Genomic DNA, 16,702 nt, shown 5'->3' with positions numbered 1-16,702 from the left:
CCAGGGGCTTCCCGGTATTTCTGACGGCGCATCGCCACTCATTCCCGGACAGGTTTAATGAGCACTTATTTAATCGGTGACATTCACGGTTGCTATGATGAACTTCAGTCGTTGTTGCACAAGGTTAGTTTCGATCCCGTTCAGGACACCCTCTGGCTGACGGGCGATCTGGTTGCCCGGGGTCCCGGCTCTCTGGATGTCCTGCGCTATGTTCGCTCCCTCGGCGACTGCGTTCGCCTGGTGCTGGGTAACCACGATCTGCATCTGCTGGCCGTCTATGCCGGGATCAGCCGTAATAAGCCGAAGGATCGCATTACGCCCCTGCTGGAAGCGGACGATGCTGATGAACTGATCAACTGGCTGCGCCGCCAGCCGCTGCTTCAGGTCGATGAAGAGAAAAAGCTGGTAATGGCCCATGCGGGCGTCACGCCTCAGTGGGACATTGAGACGGCAAAAATGTGTGCCGCAGAGGTGGAAGCCGTTTTGTCGAGCGATACCTATCCGCTGTTTCTTGATGCCATGTACGGAGACATGCCGAATAACTGGTCTCCTGAGCTGACCGGCCTGGCCCGCCTGCGCTTCAGCACCAATGCGCTGACGCGGATGCGCTTCTGCTTTCCTAATGGTCAGCTGGATATGATCTGTAAAGACGCGCCGGACTCGGCCCCACCGCCGCTGAAGCCGTGGTTTACCATTCCCGGTCCGGTTTCGCGGGAGTATACCGTTGTTTTCGGCCACTGGGCATCGCTGGAAGGGAAAGGCACGCCTGACGGCATCCTGGGGCTGGATACGGGATGCTGCTGGGGCGGTACGCTGACCATGCTGCGCTGGGAGGATCGCCAGTTCTTTACCCAGCCATCAAACCGCTTACCTGATGAACATGCATCCGGTCAGGCCGCGCTGCGCACGGATTAACATACCTTAAACGCCTGCGCGAACGCTCAGCGTCGTTGCAGGCGGAATCCGTTAAAGCCACGCCCGGCGGGCGTGGCTTTATTTTGCCGGTAAGGTAACGTCACTGTGACTCAGCATGCCGTCAGGCACCCAGCACGCCGCCATCCTTACGGGTAATCATCATCACGGAAGAGCGTGGTCGTGGGCTGTTGTTGGGGAAGCGTGAGTCCTTCTCTTCACCCGGATGCTGCACATTCACAAACATCGTTTTGTAGTCCGGCGTGAAGGTAATCCCCGTCAGCTCACAGGATTTGGGACCCACCATAAAGCGACGGATCTCGCCGCTCTGCGGATCGCCCACCAGCATCTGGTTATTCCCCTGCCCTTCATAGTCGCCTTTATTACTGTATTTGCCATCCGTAAGGATCCACAGTCGTCCAGCCTCATCAAAGCCCAGGCCATCCGGGCTGTTGAAGGTGTTCTGCTCGGTAATATTTGGCGTACCGCGATTAACACCCTGCGGATGGGCAATCGGATTCCCGCACAGGACAAACATATCCCAGTTAAACGCCTGCGCCGTAGCATCCCCCTTCTCATCCCAGCGAATAATCTGACCATACACATTATTCGGTCGCGGATTAGCCGCGTTGAGCGGCATATTTTCATCACCGCGCTTGCTGTTATTGGTCAGGGTGCAGTAGGCACGACCATCATGCGGGTTCACGGCAATCCACTCCGGGCGGTCCATACGGGTGGCTTTCACCACATCGGCGGCACCGCGCGTATTGACCAGAATATCCGCCTGCGTGCGGAAGCCTTTGTCCGCGGTAAGACCATTTTGTCCCTGTACCAGCGCCACCCAGCGCCCGGTGCCTTTCAGCGGCGTCCCTCCGGTGTCGCCGTCAAAGATGGCGACATAGAGCGTCCCTTCGTCCAGCAACGTTTTGTTCGCCGCCGGATTAGCCTGGTCGACTTTGTCCTTTGAGACATATTTGTAGATATACTCGCCGCGCTCATCATCACCCATATAAACCACCAGCTCGCCGCTTTTCGCTACCGTAACGGCCGCATTCTCATGCTTGAAGCGTCCCAGCGCGGTGCGCTTAACCGGTACGGAGTCAGGCGTGAAAGGGTCAATCTCCACAATCCAGCCGTGACGGTTAAATTCATTGGGATTTTTTGCCACGTCAAAGCGCGGATCGAAATCGGGCCAGTTACGCTCGGGCCCGGCGGGGTTCAGCGTGTAGCGTTTCTGCGCCGCCGTCAGTTTGTAATCCGCCTCTTTGGTGCCGAAATAGGTGTCGAAGTTTTCTTCGCAGGTCAGATAGGTGCCCCAGGGGGTTTTACCATTGGCGCAGTTACCGAAGGTGCCGAGAACGTTCATCCCTTCCGGGTCAGCGTCGGTATGCAGCGCTGCATCGCCAGCAGCAGGGCCGGAAAAACGCATCGGCGTATTAGCGGTGATACGACGGTTATAGCGTGAGGGGCGTACCACTTCCCACTGATTCCCTTTACTGCGGCGCACCTCCACAACGGAAACGCCATGCGCCGCCTGCGATTTTTTCACATCTTCCAGGTCGTGCGCCTTGCTGTCGCCATGCGCAAACAGATATTGCTCATTAACGTACTCGTTATTGATGGCCATCAGGCCGCGATCCTGGCCCTCTTCCATGGCAAAAAAACTCATGCCATCGTTGTTATCGCCAAACTGTTTTTCCTGATCGGCGGCGCTGTTTTTGCCATCAGGATCAAACGCTGGCGCGCCATCAACCAGCGGTTCGCCCCAGGAAATCAGCACCTCTGCCTGATAGCCTTCGGCAAGGACGACGTCATCCGCTGTGGAAGCCGGAATGCTGTCAAAACCCAGTAATTTGCTCCCGGCAGGCACTGATTTCGCCATCGCCAGAGAAGGGATGGAAATACCGCCGCCGATAAAACCCGCCAGGCCGAAAGCACCGGAACCAGCAAGCAGTTTACGACGGCCAGGATTATGCGTGAGATCTTCGTTCAGAACTGGAGGGTGATTAGACATACTGCATTGCTTCCTTTAAGTTTTCCCAAATTGAAGCAATGCTAGTGTTGTTATGTTACATCCATGTTACATATGGCTGAAGAATAAAGATTAATCCGTCTGCCGACGCCGCTCCAGCAGTTCAAAACAGTAGCTGTGGGAGTTCTTCTCATCAGCATCATGAAATTCGCTGAAAACCGACTGCCACTGATCCGGCTCATAGTCAGGGAAATGCGTATCGCCTTCCACTTCCGCATCGATATGGGTCAGGTAGAGGCGGTCGGCACGCGGCAGCATCTGCTCATAGATATGCCCACCGCCGATGATCATAATCTCTTCAGCATCGCCTGCGGCGGCAAGCGCCGCATCCAGTGAGCTGACCCAGGTGACGCCTTCCACGGATGTCCCTGACTGACGACTGACCACAATATTCTGACGTCCCGGCAGAGGGCGACCTATCGCCTCCCAGGTACGGCGGCCCATAATGACCGGTTTTTTCAGCGTGTTGCGCTTAAACCAGGCCAGGTCCGCAGGCAGATCCCACGGCATTGCATTGTCCATCCCAATAACGCGATCGGCTGCCAAAGCCGCGATCAGGCTTATCATCATAGTTACTCAACAGGGTATAAAATTGGCGCCATCATACGTAAAGGCGAAACTTTCGTCGATAGCAAAGCGCCGGGTTTTGCGTAAAGGTTTTTAAGGGTAGCAGAAGCCGCATTTTCCCGGCCTGAAGGCGCAAAAGCGCGGCCCTGTCGTGCTATTATCTCGCTTTCGATTTGAATGCAGAACAGACGATGTTAGAAACCAGCTTATTTATTATCACCATCGCCGGCCTGGGCATGCTCTCACCCGGCCCGGATTTTTTCCTGATTATAAAAAACGCAGTGCGTTACCGGCGCAGCGCGGCGATGATGAGTGCGCTGGGCATCAACTGTGCCGTTGCAACACATATGGCCTACTGCGTGGCGGGCCTGGCGGTGGTGATCACCACCACGCCCTGGCTGTTTATGCTGTTAAAATATGCCGGTGCGGCGTACCTGATTACTCTCGGCGTCCAGGCGCTGCTTTCCCGCGGCGGCGGTAAACTGGATCTCAGCAGCGTGCAGCCTGAAACCACCTCTCTCAGAAAGGCGTTTCTCCAGGGCTATCTCTGTAATCTGCTTAACCCTAAGGCAACGCTATTTTTCCTGGCAATGTTCACGCAGGTGCTGAACGTTGATACGGGACTGGGTGAAAAAGTCTGGTATGCAGGAATTATTCTGGCCCTTTCCTCTGTCTGGTGGCCGCTGCTGGTAATCCTCATTCAGAGCGAGCCGGTGCGTCGTGGCCTGGCGAAGGCGCAGAAGCTGATAGATAAACTTCTCGGCGGCGTACTGATCGCGCTGGGCATTAAGGTCGCCCTTTCCTGATCCCGTCCCCCACGGATGAAGGCTTAAAAGCCGTTTGACTCATAGTAAGCGCCGATGCCTCAGCCCGATCATCGCTGACTGAGGCGCAACGATTATTCCGCTTTAGTTAACCCGGCAAACTCCGCTTTCGCTTTCTGTAACTGTTCTGCAAACGCGGGTTCAGCATGCAGTCGTGCGACGACGGCTGCGGCGACAAGCCGGGCGGCCGTGACATCGCTCTGCCAGTGATAGCCGCAAATAACGCGGCTTTGCCCCATCTCATATCCCCGCTTGAGGATCTCCCCCTGCCTGCTGGTATTCACTTCTGCCAGCACCAGCGCCGTTGCCCAGCCGATGGTGGTATGGCCTGAAGGGTAAGAGCCATTTTTAGAGAGGGTGCTCTCTTCATCCGCACGGCAGGTCGGTTCGTTATAGAAGGCAAAAGGCCGGATGCGCATATAGTGATCTTTAGCCGAACGGGTCGCGAGATCGCCGGCATCCTCGCGCATTTTCATTACCAGCCGGTAAATTTCGGGCGTTTTTTGTTTATCGATAGTCATGCCAAACGCCTCAGATAACGCTTCGGCGACGCCATCGCCCGCCACATGCGCATCTTTCCAGGCCTGCTTCCCTCGCGGCGTATTTCTCAGCATTTTGCCCACGTCATACTGCGCTTTGTCGTTCAGAAAATCGATGCTGTCCATCGCGGGCGGCGGCGGAAGCAGCGCCAGGCTGTCCGGCGCCTGCCCCTCATGCAGATAAAACCTGTCCGGCTGAGTGGTGACATCCTTCGCGGCCAGCGCCGTCTGTCCTGTCGCCAGGCAGATCATGACCGTTAGCAGTAGTTTCTTCATGCTTATTATCCCAGAGCGTATTGATGCCGCGAGAGTGCGGAATCCGGTAACTTATTGAAAATATTCTGACTGGGGATAATAGCGAAGGGAGCGATCTGAAAACCGTAGCGGGATCACAGGCAAAAAAAATCCCTGACTGAACAGGGATTTTCCAGAGACCTGACTGTCGCCAGCGGCCTGTTTACAGGCTCAACGTCCTGCCGCAGCGGGACGTTGAGTGCACACGATCAGCCTTTAATCTGCGCGTGCATTTCCTGCACGGAGGTTACCTTCGCGGTCGGATCCGCATTCAGTGACATCGCCGTAGCAAAACCGCCATTCAGCGTGGTGTCATAATGCACCTTATACTGAAGCGCGCTGCGACGGATCAGCTTGGAATCCTCAATCGCCTGGCGCCCTGCGGTGGTATTGACGATATAGGCGTATTCACCGTTTTTCAGGCGATCCTGAATGTGAGGACGACCTTCATGCACTTTATTGACCAGGCGTGGATTGATGCCGGCTTCACCCAGTACCACAGCGGTGCCGTGGGTGGCGTCCAGCTCAAAGCCCAGCTTCTGCAGCTTGGCCGCCAGATCCACGATGCGCTTTTTATCCCCTTCACGCACGGAGAGCAGCGCACGCCCGCTTTTCTTCATATTGCTCTGGGCACCCAGCATCGCTTTTGAGAACGCCTCGGCGAAGGTGCGGCCAACGCCCATCACTTCACCCGTAGAACGCATTTCCGGGCCGAGGATCGGGTCCACGCCCTGGAATTTATTGAAGGGCAGCACCACTTCCTTCACGGAGTAGTAAGGCGGAATGACCTCTTCCGTCACGCCCTGCTGGGCCAGGGTTTTGCCAGCCATCACGCGGGCAGCGACTTTCGCCAGGGGAACGCCGGTTGCCTTGGAGACGAAGGGTACGGTACGGGCCGCGCGTGGGTTAACCTCAATCAGGTAAACCTCATTGTCCTTCACCGCAAACTGCACGTTCATCAGGCCACGTACGCAAAGCTCAAAGGCGAGCTTCTCAACCTGCTGACGCATCACGTTCTGGATCTCTTTGCTCAGCGTGTAAGCAGGCAGAGAGCAGGCGGAGTCACCGGAGTGAACGCCAGCCTGTTCGATATGCTCCATAATGCCGCCAATCAGCACCCGCTCGCCGTCACAGATAGCGTCCACGTCCACTTCCACCGCGTCATCCAGGAAGCGATCCAGCAGCACTGGCGCATCATTGGAAACCGATACCGCAGTCTGGAAGTAGCGTTTCAGGTCGATCTCATCGTAGACGATTTCCATCGCCCGGCCGCCCAGCACGTAGGAAGGACGCACCACCAGCGGATAACCAATCAGGGCTGCTTTCTCTACGGCCTGCTCCAGCGCGGTCACGGTGGCGTTGGCAGGCTGCTTCAGACCCAGACGATCTACCGCCTGCTGGAAACGCTCACGGTCTTCAGCACGGTCAATCGCGTCGGGGCTGGTGCCAATGACGGGAACGCCCGCGGCTTCCAGATCGCGCGCCAGCTTCAGCGGCGTCTGGCCGCCATACTGCACGATAACGCCCTTCGGCTTTTCAATACGGACAATGGCCAGCACGTCTTCCAGCGTGACCGGCTCGAAGTAAAGACGGTCAGAGGTATCATAATCGGTGGAGACGGTTTCCGGGTTACAGTTAACCATAATGGTTTCAAACCCATCTTCACGCAGCGCCAGCGAGGCATGAACACAGCAATAGTCAAACTCAATGCCCTGACCGATGCGGTTCGGCCCGCCGCCCAGCACCATAATTTTATCGCGGTCCTGATTCGGGTTCGCTTCGCACTCTTCCTCATAGGTGGAGTACATATAGGCGGTATCGGTCGAAAACTCTGCGGCACAGGTATCCACGCGCTTATAGACCGGATGGAGGTCGTACTGTTCGCGCAGTTTACGGATTTCCGATTCCGCCACGCCCGCCAGCGCGGAGAGGCGCGCATCGGCGAAGCCTTTACGCTTGAGGCCGCGCAGGAATTCTCTGTTCAGGCCGTTGATGCCTTCGCGGGCTACCTGCTCTTCCAGCCGCACCAGCTCCTCAATCTGTACCAGGAACCAGCGGTCAATGTTGGTCAGGTTAAAGACGCCATCCACCGACATGCCCGCACGGAATGCATCGGCCACGTACCAGATACGATCGGAACCGGCATCTTTCAGCTCACGACGAATGTGAGTGAGCGCTTCCGCATCGTTCAGGTCCACTTTCGGGTCAAAACCGTGTACGCCGACTTCCAGACCGCGCAGCGCTTTCTGCACCGACTCCTGGAAGGTACGGCCAATCGCCATCACTTCACCCACGGATTTCATCTGGGTAGTGAGACGGTCATTGGCACCGGCAAACTTCTCAAAGTTAAAGCGCGGGATTTTGGTCACAACATAGTCGATGGAAGGTTCAAACGAGGCCGGTGTCAGGCCACCGGTAATGTCATTCATCAGCTCGTCGAGCGTATACCCTACCGCAAGCTTGGCCGCGATTTTGGCAATCGGGAAGCCGGTCGCCTTGGAGGCCAGCGCGGAAGAGCGTGACACGCGCGGGTTCATTTCAATGATGATCAGCCGGCCGTTCTCCGGGTTCACCGAGAACTGCACGTTGGAGCCGCCGGTTTCCACGCCGATTTCACGCAGCACCGCCATCGAGGCGTTACGCATGATTTGGTACTCTTTATCGGTCAGCGTCTGGGCAGGCGCCACCGTTATCGAGTCTCCGGTATGAATCCCCATCGGGTCGAAGTTTTCGATAGAGCAGACGATGATGCAGTTGTCGTTCTTATCGCGAACAACTTCCATCTCATACTCTTTCCAGCCGATCAGCGATTCATCGATCAGCAGCTCGTTGGTCGGGGAAAGATCCAGGCCCCGCTCGCAAATTTCTTCAAATTCTTCACGGTTGTAGGCGATGCCGCCGCCGCTGCCGCCCATGGTAAAGGAGGGGCGAATAATGCAGGGGAAGCCAACGTCAGCGGCAACCGCCAGCGCTTCTTCCATCGTATGGGCGATGCCGGAACGGGCGGTTTCCAGACCAATTTTCTTCATCGCCACATCGAAGCGACGGCGATCTTCCGCCTTATCAATCGCATCGGCCGTCGCGCCAATCATGGCGACGCCGAATTCTTCGAGTACGCCCTGACGCTCCAGCTCAAGCGCACAGTTCAGCGCCGTCTGGCCACCCATGGTCGGCAGCACCGCGTCCGGACGCTCTTTTTCGATAATTTTACGCACGACTTCCCAGTGGATGGGCTCGATGTAGGTGGCATCCGCCATCTCCGGGTCGGTCATGATGGTGGCCGGATTAGAGTTGACCAGGATAACGCGGTAACCCTCTTCGCGCAGGGCTTTACAGGCCTGGGCACCGGAATAGTCGAATTCGCAGGCCTGGCCGATCACAATCGGGCCGGCCCCAAGGATCAGGATACTTTTTATGTCGGTACGTTTTGGCATTTTCTCGCTCCTGATTAGTTTGCGGTAGACCGGTAAGCTTCGATCAGTTCGATAAAGTGGTCGAACAACGGCGCGGCATCGTGCGGGCCAGGGCTGGCTTCAGGGTGACCCTGGAAGCTGAATGCGGCCTTATCGGTACGGTGAATGCCCTGCACGGTATGGTCAAACAAGGAAGTGTGGGTAACCCGCAGGTTAGCCGGGAGATTGTCATTGTCGACGGCGAAGCCGTGGTTCTGCGCGGTAATCATAACGGTGTTGTTATCGTGATCTTTAACCGGATGGTTGCCGCCGTGGTGACCCAGCTTCATCTTGACGGTTTTCGCGCCGCTGGCCAGCGCCAGCAGCTGATGGCCCAGGCAGATGCCGAAGACCGGGACATCGGTTGCCAGGAAAGCCTGGATCGCCTCAATGGCATAATCGCAGGGTTCCGGGTCGCCCGGTCCGTTGGAGAGGAAGATACCGTCCGGATTCATTTTCAATACTTCGTCAGCGGGCGTTTGTGCCGGGACAACGGTCAGGCGGCAGCCGCGATCCACCAGCATACGCAGGATATTGCGCTTTACGCCGTAGTCATAGGCCACCACGTGGAAAGGCAGATCCTCATCCTTTTTCGCTTCGGGCAAACCTTGCAGGGTCCAGCTGCCCTGCTGCCAGCGGTAAGTTTCGCCGGTAGAGACTTCTTTCGCCAGATCCATTCCCTTCAGGCCCGGGAAAGCCTGGGCTTTCTGATGCGCCAGCGAAGCATCCGCCGCGTCTCCGGCAATGATGCAGCCGTTCTGCGCGCCTTTTTCCCGCAGCAGTCGGGTCAGCTTGCGCGTATCAATATCGGCAATCGCGACGATATTGTGGCGCTTCAGGTACTCAGACAGCCCTTCTTCATTACGGAAGTTGCTGGCAATCAGCGGCAGGTCACGAATGACAAGGCCTGCTGCATGTACCTGAGTGGATTCTTCATCAGCGGCGTTAGTGCCGACATTGCCGATATGGGGATAGGTAAGGGTGACGATCTGGCGGGAATAGGAAGGGTCAGTGAGGATTTCTTGATAACCGGTCATTGAAGTGTTGAAAACAACTTCTCCCACTGCCGAACCTACCGCCCCGATGGCCCGACCGTGGAATTGGGTTCCGTCTTCCAGAACCAATAGCGCTGACTTAATCAAAACATCCTCCAGAGAATAAACAGTCACATTATTTGCATATTAATTCAAACCCAAGGGGTAAATCAATGCATAAACCGCCTGACTTCTCGATTTTTGGCAAATTGCGCGCATTCTAATCATCACCTCAGGCAATGTCTACCCTGAAGAGGTATTTTTCACCTCTTTTTGCGTCACTGAAGAAAAACTAAGATGATTCACCCTGAAAAGAGCAGTTATACCACGCGTTAAAACGGTTGCCTGCTCTCTTATGCGTGAAAAAGGGGATATGGCGGGTAAAATGTGGACCAACTGGTCAAAATTATCGTTTTTTGCGCTTAAAAATCCGGTGAAAGTATATTTATAAAGATATTTAAACCATACTTACTCGAAACCTTAATTTTCAAATAAATAAAAAAGGGTGAAATAAAACACCCTTAAAATCAGTTCATTATAAATATTAAAATTACAATAACGTGGTTAACAGATCATAAATCTGCTAAATGCAGCACACTTCTCATATCATAAAGACCATTTTTCAATGGACTAACCCACTCAGCAGCACGAACAGCCCCTTTAGCAAAGGTCATCCGACTGGAAGCCTTGTGCGTTATCTCCACACGCTCGCCAATGTCGGCAAATATGGCTGTGTGCTCGCCGACGATATCGCCCGCCCGGACGGTGGCAAAACCAATCGTCTTCGCCTGGCGTTCACCGGTCAGCCCTTCACGCGCGTAGACAGCATGTTCGTCCAGCTTCCACTCCATCGTATCGGCAATCGCTTCGCCCATCGCCAGTGCGGTACCGGAAGGGGCGTCGACTTTATGCCGGTGATGCGCTTCAATGATTTCAATATCAGCGTAATCGCCCATCACTTTGGCCGCTTTTTCCAGCAGCTTCAGGACCAGGTTGACGCCCACGCTAAAGTTCGCAGCAAAGACAATCCCTATATCCTGCGCCGCCGCCGCGATGGCGGCTTTGCCCTCTTCATCAAAGCCGGTGGTACCAATGACCATCCTTTTCCCGTGCTGGCGGCAAAACGTCAGGTATTCCAGCGTCGCTTCCGGGCGGGTAAAGTCGATCAGCACGTCGAACGCCTCCACGGCCTCAGCCAGGCTGTCGCCGACCCGGATGCCCAGCGCTCCGGTGCCCGCCAGTTCACCGGCGTCGGTGCCAATCAGCGAGGACCCCTTACGCGCCAGCGCTGCGCCCAGGCTGACGCCCTCTGCGTCCACAACAGCCTGGATCAGCTGCCGTCCCATGCGGCCTCCCGCTCCCGCGATCGCTACGCGGATTTGTGCATCATGCATAGTATGACTCTTCAAGTAATGTAATGACGTAAACGGATTCAGGTTAACCAGCCCAACGCGACGCCGCCAGTGAAAAACGCCGATAATTAGAATTTTGAGTCAGCGCGGCGGCATTATCAGCGGCAGCCGCAGCGGAAAAGCATTTTTACTGAAAGCCACAGGATTCACGGACCACCAGCGCTGGCGGCAAAATAATCCGCTTTGCGGGTTCATCGTTTCCCTGGATGCGGCTGAAAAGCAGTTCTCCCGCCTGGCGACCAATCTCTTTTGCCGCAACGGAGACGGTAGTCAGCGCAGGCTGCACCAGCGAAGCTTCCGTAATATCGTCGAATCCGACCAGCGCAAAATCCCTCCCCGGCACGCGACCGATTTTGCGCAGGGCCTGCATGACGCCCAGCGCCACGACATCCTGGTAACAAACCGCAGCGGTGATTTCCGGATAGCGTCTGAACAGCGCTTCAGCCACGCGGGAACCGTCGCTCTGGCTGGCCAGAGAGGTGACCACCCAGTCACTGTTAGGCTGGATGCGATGTTCGAGCAGTTTACTGCTGTATCCTCCCATCCGCTGCGCACGGCTGATGGAGTGTTCACCACCGCCGATAAAGGCAATATGACGATGGCCCAGGCCAAGCAGATGTTGCGTCGCCAGTTGAGTACCAAGAAAGTTGTCAGTACCGACAAAATCAAAAGCGACATCGTCCAGTGGGCGAACCACCATGATAGCGGGGATATTGCGTCGCTTTAGCGTTTCAAAAAACAGCGGTGGCGTCTCTCTGGCCGCGCATAACACCATGCCACAGGCATTGTTACGCATCAGCGAATCGACGAACTTTTGCTGCCGCTCGCCCGACTCCTCGCTGTTGGCCAGAAAGAGCATCAGATCGTGACGCTCCATTTCCTGGCTGAGACCCGCCGTCATTTCGCTGTAAAAAGGGTTAGTAATATCATGCAGCAGCAGGCCAACCTGATTGCTGGTGCGGTTTCGCAAATTCGCGGCGGTTTGATTATAAACATAGCCCAGCTCATCCAGTGCTTTCAGCACGCGATGACGCGTTGGATCGGATATCCGGCCACGGTTATGCAGCACCATGGAAACGGTGGCCGTTGATACGTGGGCTCGCTCAGCCACTTGTGCCAGGGTTACAGAAGTCATCAGCTCTCCTTCTCTGCAAGTTGCCATCTAGGTTAATCGAATAACCTATTAATGCCATTTTTCCCTGTGAATTCCCTCACAGAAATCGCATTAACACCCTCTTCTTTCCGTTTATTGACGGGTTAATCGCATTTAGCACGGAGGTTAAACGATTAATCTAAATACCAGAAACAGGGAGGAAGTATGAAACCAGAGCAATATGATAAATGGCCTGAAATCAGGGTGGCCGGTTTTGAAAACCAGGCCTGGCGCGGCTGGGATGCTATTCAGCAGCATCTTGCGTCTTGTCTGTCAGCGCAGCAAAAGAGCGTGGTGGTCATTGACTGCTATCCGGGCGTTCGCCTGGAAGAGCTTCGCCAGCAGCTAACCCGGCTCAGTCCGGCTCTGCTGATCAATGCCGAAACCGCGCGTCACAGCGAAGCGCATCTGCACGATTTACTTGCCGGTAACCTGACGGATGACCGTGTGTTCGGCGTTCTTTCCTGCCATCAGCCCGGCGAGTTTTTCTGTGCCGATCGGCTGGTGGCGCTCAGGAAAAACGTGGACGCGGTGGAAGAAGGCCTGGTCATTGTTTATGGCACCGGCGCGGCGCTGGTGCATCCCGGCGATACGTTGATTTACGCTGACCTGGCACGCTGGGAAATCCAGCAGCGTTTTCGCAGCGGCGAGCTGGGTAACTGGGGCGTGGATAATCAGGATGAGGATATTCTGCGCCGCTACAAGCGCGCCTTCTTTATTGAGTGGCGCGTGTTTGACCGCCATAAAACGCCGCTGCTCCGGCGGGCGGATTTCCTGCTGGATACCAACCGGCAGGATGACCCGGCGCTGATAACCGGCGAAGCGCTGCGCGGTGGCCTGCGCCAGGCCACCCGCCAGCCGTTCCGCGTGGTGCCTTTTTTCGACCCGGGCGTCTGGGGCGGTCAGTGGATGAAAAACAGATTCAATCTCGATCCCTCAAAGCCAAATTACGCATGGTGTTTTGACTGCGTGCCCGAGGAGAACAGCCTGTTATTGCGTGTTGGCGACGTGCGGATCGAGATCCCTTCCCAGGATCTGGTCTTGCTTTACCCACGTCCGCTGCTGGGCGAAAAAGTTCATGCCCGCTTTGGTGCCGAGTTCCCCATTCGCTTTGATTTTCTCGATACCGTTGGCGGTCAGAACCTCAGCTTTCAGGTTCATCCCGTGACCGAATATATTCAGCAGCATTTCGGTATGCACTATACCCAGGACGAAAGTTACTACCTGCTGGATGCCACGCCTGAAGCGGAAATTTATCTCGGTACTAAAAGCGGTATTGAACCGCAGGAAATGCTGGATGACCTCGCCGCTGCTCAGCGCGGAGAAAAAGCCTTCACTGACGAGAAATTCGTTAACCGCTTTCCGGCACGTAAACACGATCACTTTTTGATCCCCGCCGGCACCGTACATTGCGCTGGCGCCGGCGCAATGGTGCTGGAAATCAGCGCCACGCCCTATATTTTCACCTTCAAGTTGTGGGACTGGGGGCGGCTGGGGCTGGATGGTCTCCCTCGCCCGGTTCATCTGGCCCATGGCGCACAGGTTATTGACTGGCAGCGGGATACCCAGTGGGTTAGCGACCATCTGATCAATCAGGTTGAACCCGTCGCCGAAGGCGATGGCTGGCGCGAAGAGCGTACCGGCCTGCACGAGCGCGAATTTATCGAAACCCGCCGTCACTGGTTCAGCAAGCCGGTGACTCACCATACGCAAGGTACGGTCAACGTGCTCAACCTGGTGGAAGGCAGCGAGGCGCTGGTCGAAAGCCCGGAAAACGCTTTTCATCCTTTTGTCGTGCACTATGCCGAAACCTTTATCGTTCCGGCCGCGGTAGGAGAATATCGTATTTCTCCCTATCGCAGCAGCATCGGAACGCAGCTCGCCACCATGAAAGCCTGGGTAAGGGGATAACCATGATTAATGTCATTCTGGCCACACACGGACCTCTGGCGAAAGCACTGCTCGCCAGCGCACGGATGGTATACGGTGATTTGCCTTATGTTTTCCCGGTAATGCTGACGGAAAACAAAGGGATAGAGAGTTTCAGGGAGGAGTTCGCTGCCGTACTGCTTCAGGCCGGTAAACAGGCTGATGGCGTGCTGGTCCTCTGCGACTTACAAAGCGGCACCCCCTGGAATATAGCCTGTCATCACGCCTTCAATCCTGCGACAACGCCGCCGGTGGCCGTACTTGGTGGGGTTAATTTTCCCATGCTGCTGTTAAGCGACGAGATCAAAACGTTTAAAGACGTTAAGCAAGCCGCCGCCACGCTTCTCGCCCAGGCGACAGAGACACTGGTGCAGGCCCGGCTGGATGCAGCGGAACAATCTGATGATTTTTAAGGGGAACCCATGAGCATTTCTTTTGTACGCATTGACGATCGGGTCATTCATGGCCAGTTAATTACCCGCTGGGCCAGAGAGCTTCCCTGCGACGGCATTATTGCCATCGACGATGCCGTCGCGGCCGATCCACTCCTCTCATCGGTAATGAAGGGGGCGCTACAGGATACGAAGGTCTGGCTGTTTGATACCGCCACGGCGATTGAAAAGCTGCCGAAAATTATCGCCAGCGAGAAGCGCTACTTTGTGATTGGAAAATCTCCGGTAACGCTCAGACGCATTGAGGAAGCCGGAATCAGCCTGCAAAACGCCAACCGTAAAATTAATGTCGGGCCAATGAGCGCCCGCGCCAACACTACCACCATCGGGCCGAATCAGGCCGTCAGCGCCGAAGAGGCGGCGGCATTTGACGACCTGACCGTACGTGGTCATCAGATAGAGTTTCGTCTGGTGCCCGATGCCAGCAGCTACACCTGGCAGGACGCCAGGCAAAAAATAAAATAAGGGGATCGTTATGGTTTTTGAAGCGACACTAATCGGCATTCTCTGCTATCTAGGCGCACTGAGTACGCCCTGGCTGCTCGGGGTCACCGGCGGCTGGTATCTGATCACCCGTCCGCTGGTTTCAGGCATGCTGGTCGGGCTTATCCTCGGCGATATGCAAACCGGCATCATTATCGGCGTGGCCGTACAGGCGGTCTATATTGCGATGGTCACACCCGGCGGTGCAATGCCAGCCGATCTGAACTTCGTCGCTTTTCCCGCGATCGCGCTGGGCGTTTTATCCGGCAAGGGGCCTGAAGTGGCCGTCGCGCTGGCCGCTACCATCGGGATCGCCGGGACGGTGCTATTTAACGCCATGCTGGTGCTCAACTCGTGGTGGAACCATCGCGCCGATCTGGCTCTGGAGAGGGACGATGAACGCGGCGTTTACCTCAACAGCGCCATCTGGCCGCAGGTGACTAACTTTTTCATGCGCTTTATCCCGACTTTTATCGCCGTCTATTTTGGCGCTCAGTACATCAATGCTTTTATGGACAGCCTGCCACAAATCGTCCTCTCGGTGATGAACGTGCTGGGCGGCATTCTCCCTGCGGTAGGCATTGCCATCCTGCTGAAGCAAATCATCAAAAACAACAGCATGCTGATCTACTTTCTGGTGGGGTTTATCTGCATCGTCTTCCTGAAGCTGAATATGGTGGCGCTGGTGATTGTGGGCAGCCTGCTGGCGCTTATTCACTACAACTACAAACCGGAGCCAGCCCCGGCTGGCACAGCAAAACCGCTTGATGATGAGGATGAATTCTGATGACTGGACCTAAACTCACCCGCCGGGATTTACGCCGCTGCTGGCGCAGCTGGATGATGTATAACCTCTCTTCAATGAGTTACGAACGCCTCGCCTCTTTTGGTTTTTGCCTGAGTATGCTGCCGGTCGCCAGAAAGCTGTACCCCGATGACCTGCAAAGGAAAGAGATGCTGAAGCGGCACGCCTCGTTTTACAACATTGAGCCGCAGCTGGGGGCTATCGTTAACGGCATGGTGCTGGGGCTGGAGGAAAAACGCGCCAACGGCGAGCCTGTTGATGGTGAAACCATTAACACGCTGAAGGTCGGGCTGATGGGGCCGGTTGCCGGCATTGGCGACTCGATGATCCCGGGAATGCTGATCCCTATACTGCTCAGTATCGGTATGGCGCTGGCGGCAGGCGGCAATATTCTTGGCGCTCTGTTTTACTGTGTCGCCTGGCTGGGGATTGTCCTTCCCGGCTCGTGGTTTCTCTTTCTGAAGGGCTACCATATGGGCTCAACCTCGGTTGAAATGCTGGTGAGCAGCAAATCAACCCGCCTGCGTGAAGCGCTGTCGCTGCTGGGGGTGTTCGTTATGGGCGGGGTGGCGGCAAGCTATGTGAAACTGGGCACCGGCCTGGCGTTTGTCACTAAGGACGGCGTTAATATCCACCTGCAACAGATGCTGGATGGCATTTTCCCCCAGCTGCTGCCGCTGATGGTGGTGCTGGGCACCTGGTATTTCATGGCGAAACGCGGCCTGTCGCCGGTAAAAGCGATGTTATTACTGCTGGTGCTGGCGGCGGCTGGCGTCACGGCAGGCGTATTTACCGTCTGATCGCCTCGCGGGTA

Annotated in this window: 14 protein-coding genes; 7 read left to right on the top strand and 7 right to left on the bottom strand. The window is 55.8% G+C overall.

All coding sequences use genetic code 11. The features are described from left to right. Nucleotides 1–57 precede the first annotated feature (57 nt). A complete protein-coding gene (gene apaH / locus AAH446_RS07265; protein WP_342906047.1) occupies nucleotides 58–915 on the top strand; it encodes a bis(5'-nucleosyl)-tetraphosphatase (symmetrical) ApaH in 858 nt (285 codons plus the stop codon). A 121-nt stretch (nucleotides 916–1,036) separates the two neighbouring features. Here the strand turns inward: apaH and AAH446_RS07260 are convergent, their stop codons facing one another. Further along, nucleotides 1,037–2,926, bottom strand: coding sequence for a PhoX family protein (locus AAH446_RS07260; RefSeq protein ID WP_342906046.1), 1,890 nt, complete (start codon nucleotides 2,924–2,926; stop codon nucleotides 1,037–1,039). 90 nt (nucleotides 2,927–3,016) lie between these two features. After that, the gene (gene folA, locus AAH446_RS07255; RefSeq protein WP_342906367.1) at nucleotides 3,017–3,511 is read right to left on the bottom strand and encodes a type 3 dihydrofolate reductase; all 495 of its coding nucleotides are present in this window, start codon (nucleotides 3,509–3,511) and stop codon (nucleotides 3,017–3,019) included. A gap of 191 nt (nucleotides 3,512–3,702) precedes the next feature. Here folA and AAH446_RS07250 point away from each other — a divergent pair, with 191 nt between their 5' ends. Beyond that, nucleotides 3,703–4,317 carry a LysE family translocator gene (locus AAH446_RS07250; protein ID WP_342906045.1) on the top strand — a complete coding sequence of 205 codons (615 nt, stop codon included), beginning with the start codon at nucleotides 3,703–3,705 and terminating at the stop codon, nucleotides 4,315–4,317. 92 nt (nucleotides 4,318–4,409) lie between these two features. Here AAH446_RS07250 and AAH446_RS07245 read toward each other — a convergent pair whose 3' ends face one another. The 5 genes from AAH446_RS07245 to AAH446_RS07225 form a co-directional block, all read right to left on the bottom strand. Then, nucleotides 4,410–5,150, bottom strand: coding sequence for an acid phosphatase (locus AAH446_RS07245; RefSeq protein WP_342906044.1), 741 nt, complete (start codon nucleotides 5,148–5,150; stop codon nucleotides 4,410–4,412). 227 nt (nucleotides 5,151–5,377) lie between these two features. Further along, nucleotides 5,378–8,602, bottom strand: coding sequence for a carbamoyl-phosphate synthase large subunit (gene carB / locus AAH446_RS07240; protein ID WP_342906043.1), 3,225 nt, complete (start codon nucleotides 8,600–8,602; stop codon nucleotides 5,378–5,380). 14 nt (nucleotides 8,603–8,616) lie between these two features. Continuing rightward, nucleotides 8,617–9,762 (bottom strand): glutamine-hydrolyzing carbamoyl-phosphate synthase small subunit, encoded by a 1,146-nt coding sequence (carA, locus tag AAH446_RS07235; protein WP_342906042.1) that lies wholly within the window; start codon nucleotides 9,760–9,762, stop codon nucleotides 8,617–8,619. Nucleotides 9,763–10,226: 464 nt separating this feature from the next. Continuing rightward, nucleotides 10,227–11,048: a 4-hydroxy-tetrahydrodipicolinate reductase gene (dapB, locus tag AAH446_RS07230; protein ID WP_342906041.1), complete on the bottom strand. Its 822-nt coding sequence runs from the start codon at nucleotides 11,046–11,048 to the stop codon at nucleotides 10,227–10,229. Nucleotides 11,049–11,193: 145 nt separating this feature from the next. Then, nucleotides 11,194–12,201: a LacI family DNA-binding transcriptional regulator gene (locus tag AAH446_RS07225; protein ID WP_342906040.1), complete on the bottom strand. Its 1,008-nt coding sequence runs from the start codon at nucleotides 12,199–12,201 to the stop codon at nucleotides 11,194–11,196. Between the two features lie 183 nt (nucleotides 12,202–12,384). Here AAH446_RS07225 and AAH446_RS07220 point away from each other — a divergent pair, with 183 nt between their 5' ends. Genes AAH446_RS07220 through AAH446_RS07200 form a run of 5 tightly spaced genes read left to right on the top strand, consistent with a single transcriptional unit; the run spans nucleotide 12,385 to nucleotide 16,688 of the window. Next, nucleotides 12,385–14,130, top strand: coding sequence for a class I mannose-6-phosphate isomerase (locus tag AAH446_RS07220; RefSeq protein ID WP_342906039.1), 1,746 nt, complete (start codon nucleotides 12,385–12,387; stop codon nucleotides 14,128–14,130). A gap of 2 nt (nucleotides 14,131–14,132) precedes the next feature. Beyond that, complete coding sequence (locus AAH446_RS07215; protein ID WP_342906038.1) at nucleotides 14,133–14,561, top strand: PTS sugar transporter subunit IIA; 429 nt, start codon at nucleotides 14,133–14,135, stop codon at nucleotides 14,559–14,561. A 9-nt stretch (nucleotides 14,562–14,570) separates the two neighbouring features. Further along, on the top strand, nucleotides 14,571–15,065 hold the full coding sequence (locus AAH446_RS07210; protein ID WP_342906037.1) for a PTS sugar transporter subunit IIB: 495 nt from the start codon (nucleotides 14,571–14,573) through the stop codon (nucleotides 15,063–15,065). A gap of 10 nt (nucleotides 15,066–15,075) precedes the next feature. Then, the gene (locus AAH446_RS07205; protein WP_342906036.1) at nucleotides 15,076–15,870 is read left to right on the top strand and encodes a PTS mannose/fructose/sorbose/N-acetylgalactosamine transporter subunit IIC; all 795 of its coding nucleotides are present in this window, start codon (nucleotides 15,076–15,078) and stop codon (nucleotides 15,868–15,870) included. Continuing rightward, entirely contained in the window at nucleotides 15,870–16,688 is an 819-nt protein-coding gene (locus AAH446_RS07200; protein ID WP_342906035.1) for a PTS system mannose/fructose/sorbose family transporter subunit IID, read from the top strand. The genes AAH446_RS07205 and AAH446_RS07200 overlap by 1 nt, the downstream gene beginning before the upstream one ends. Nucleotides 16,689–16,702: the final 14 nt, after the last annotated feature.

Origin of the sequence: Erwinia psychrophila (genome assembly GCF_039023475.1) — a bacterium.
Taxonomy (GTDB): Bacteria; Pseudomonadota; Gammaproteobacteria; order Enterobacterales; family Enterobacteriaceae; genus Erwinia.
The sequence above is the reverse complement of the archived record's forward strand: the minus strand, read 5'-3'. Positions and strand labels throughout refer to the sequence as shown.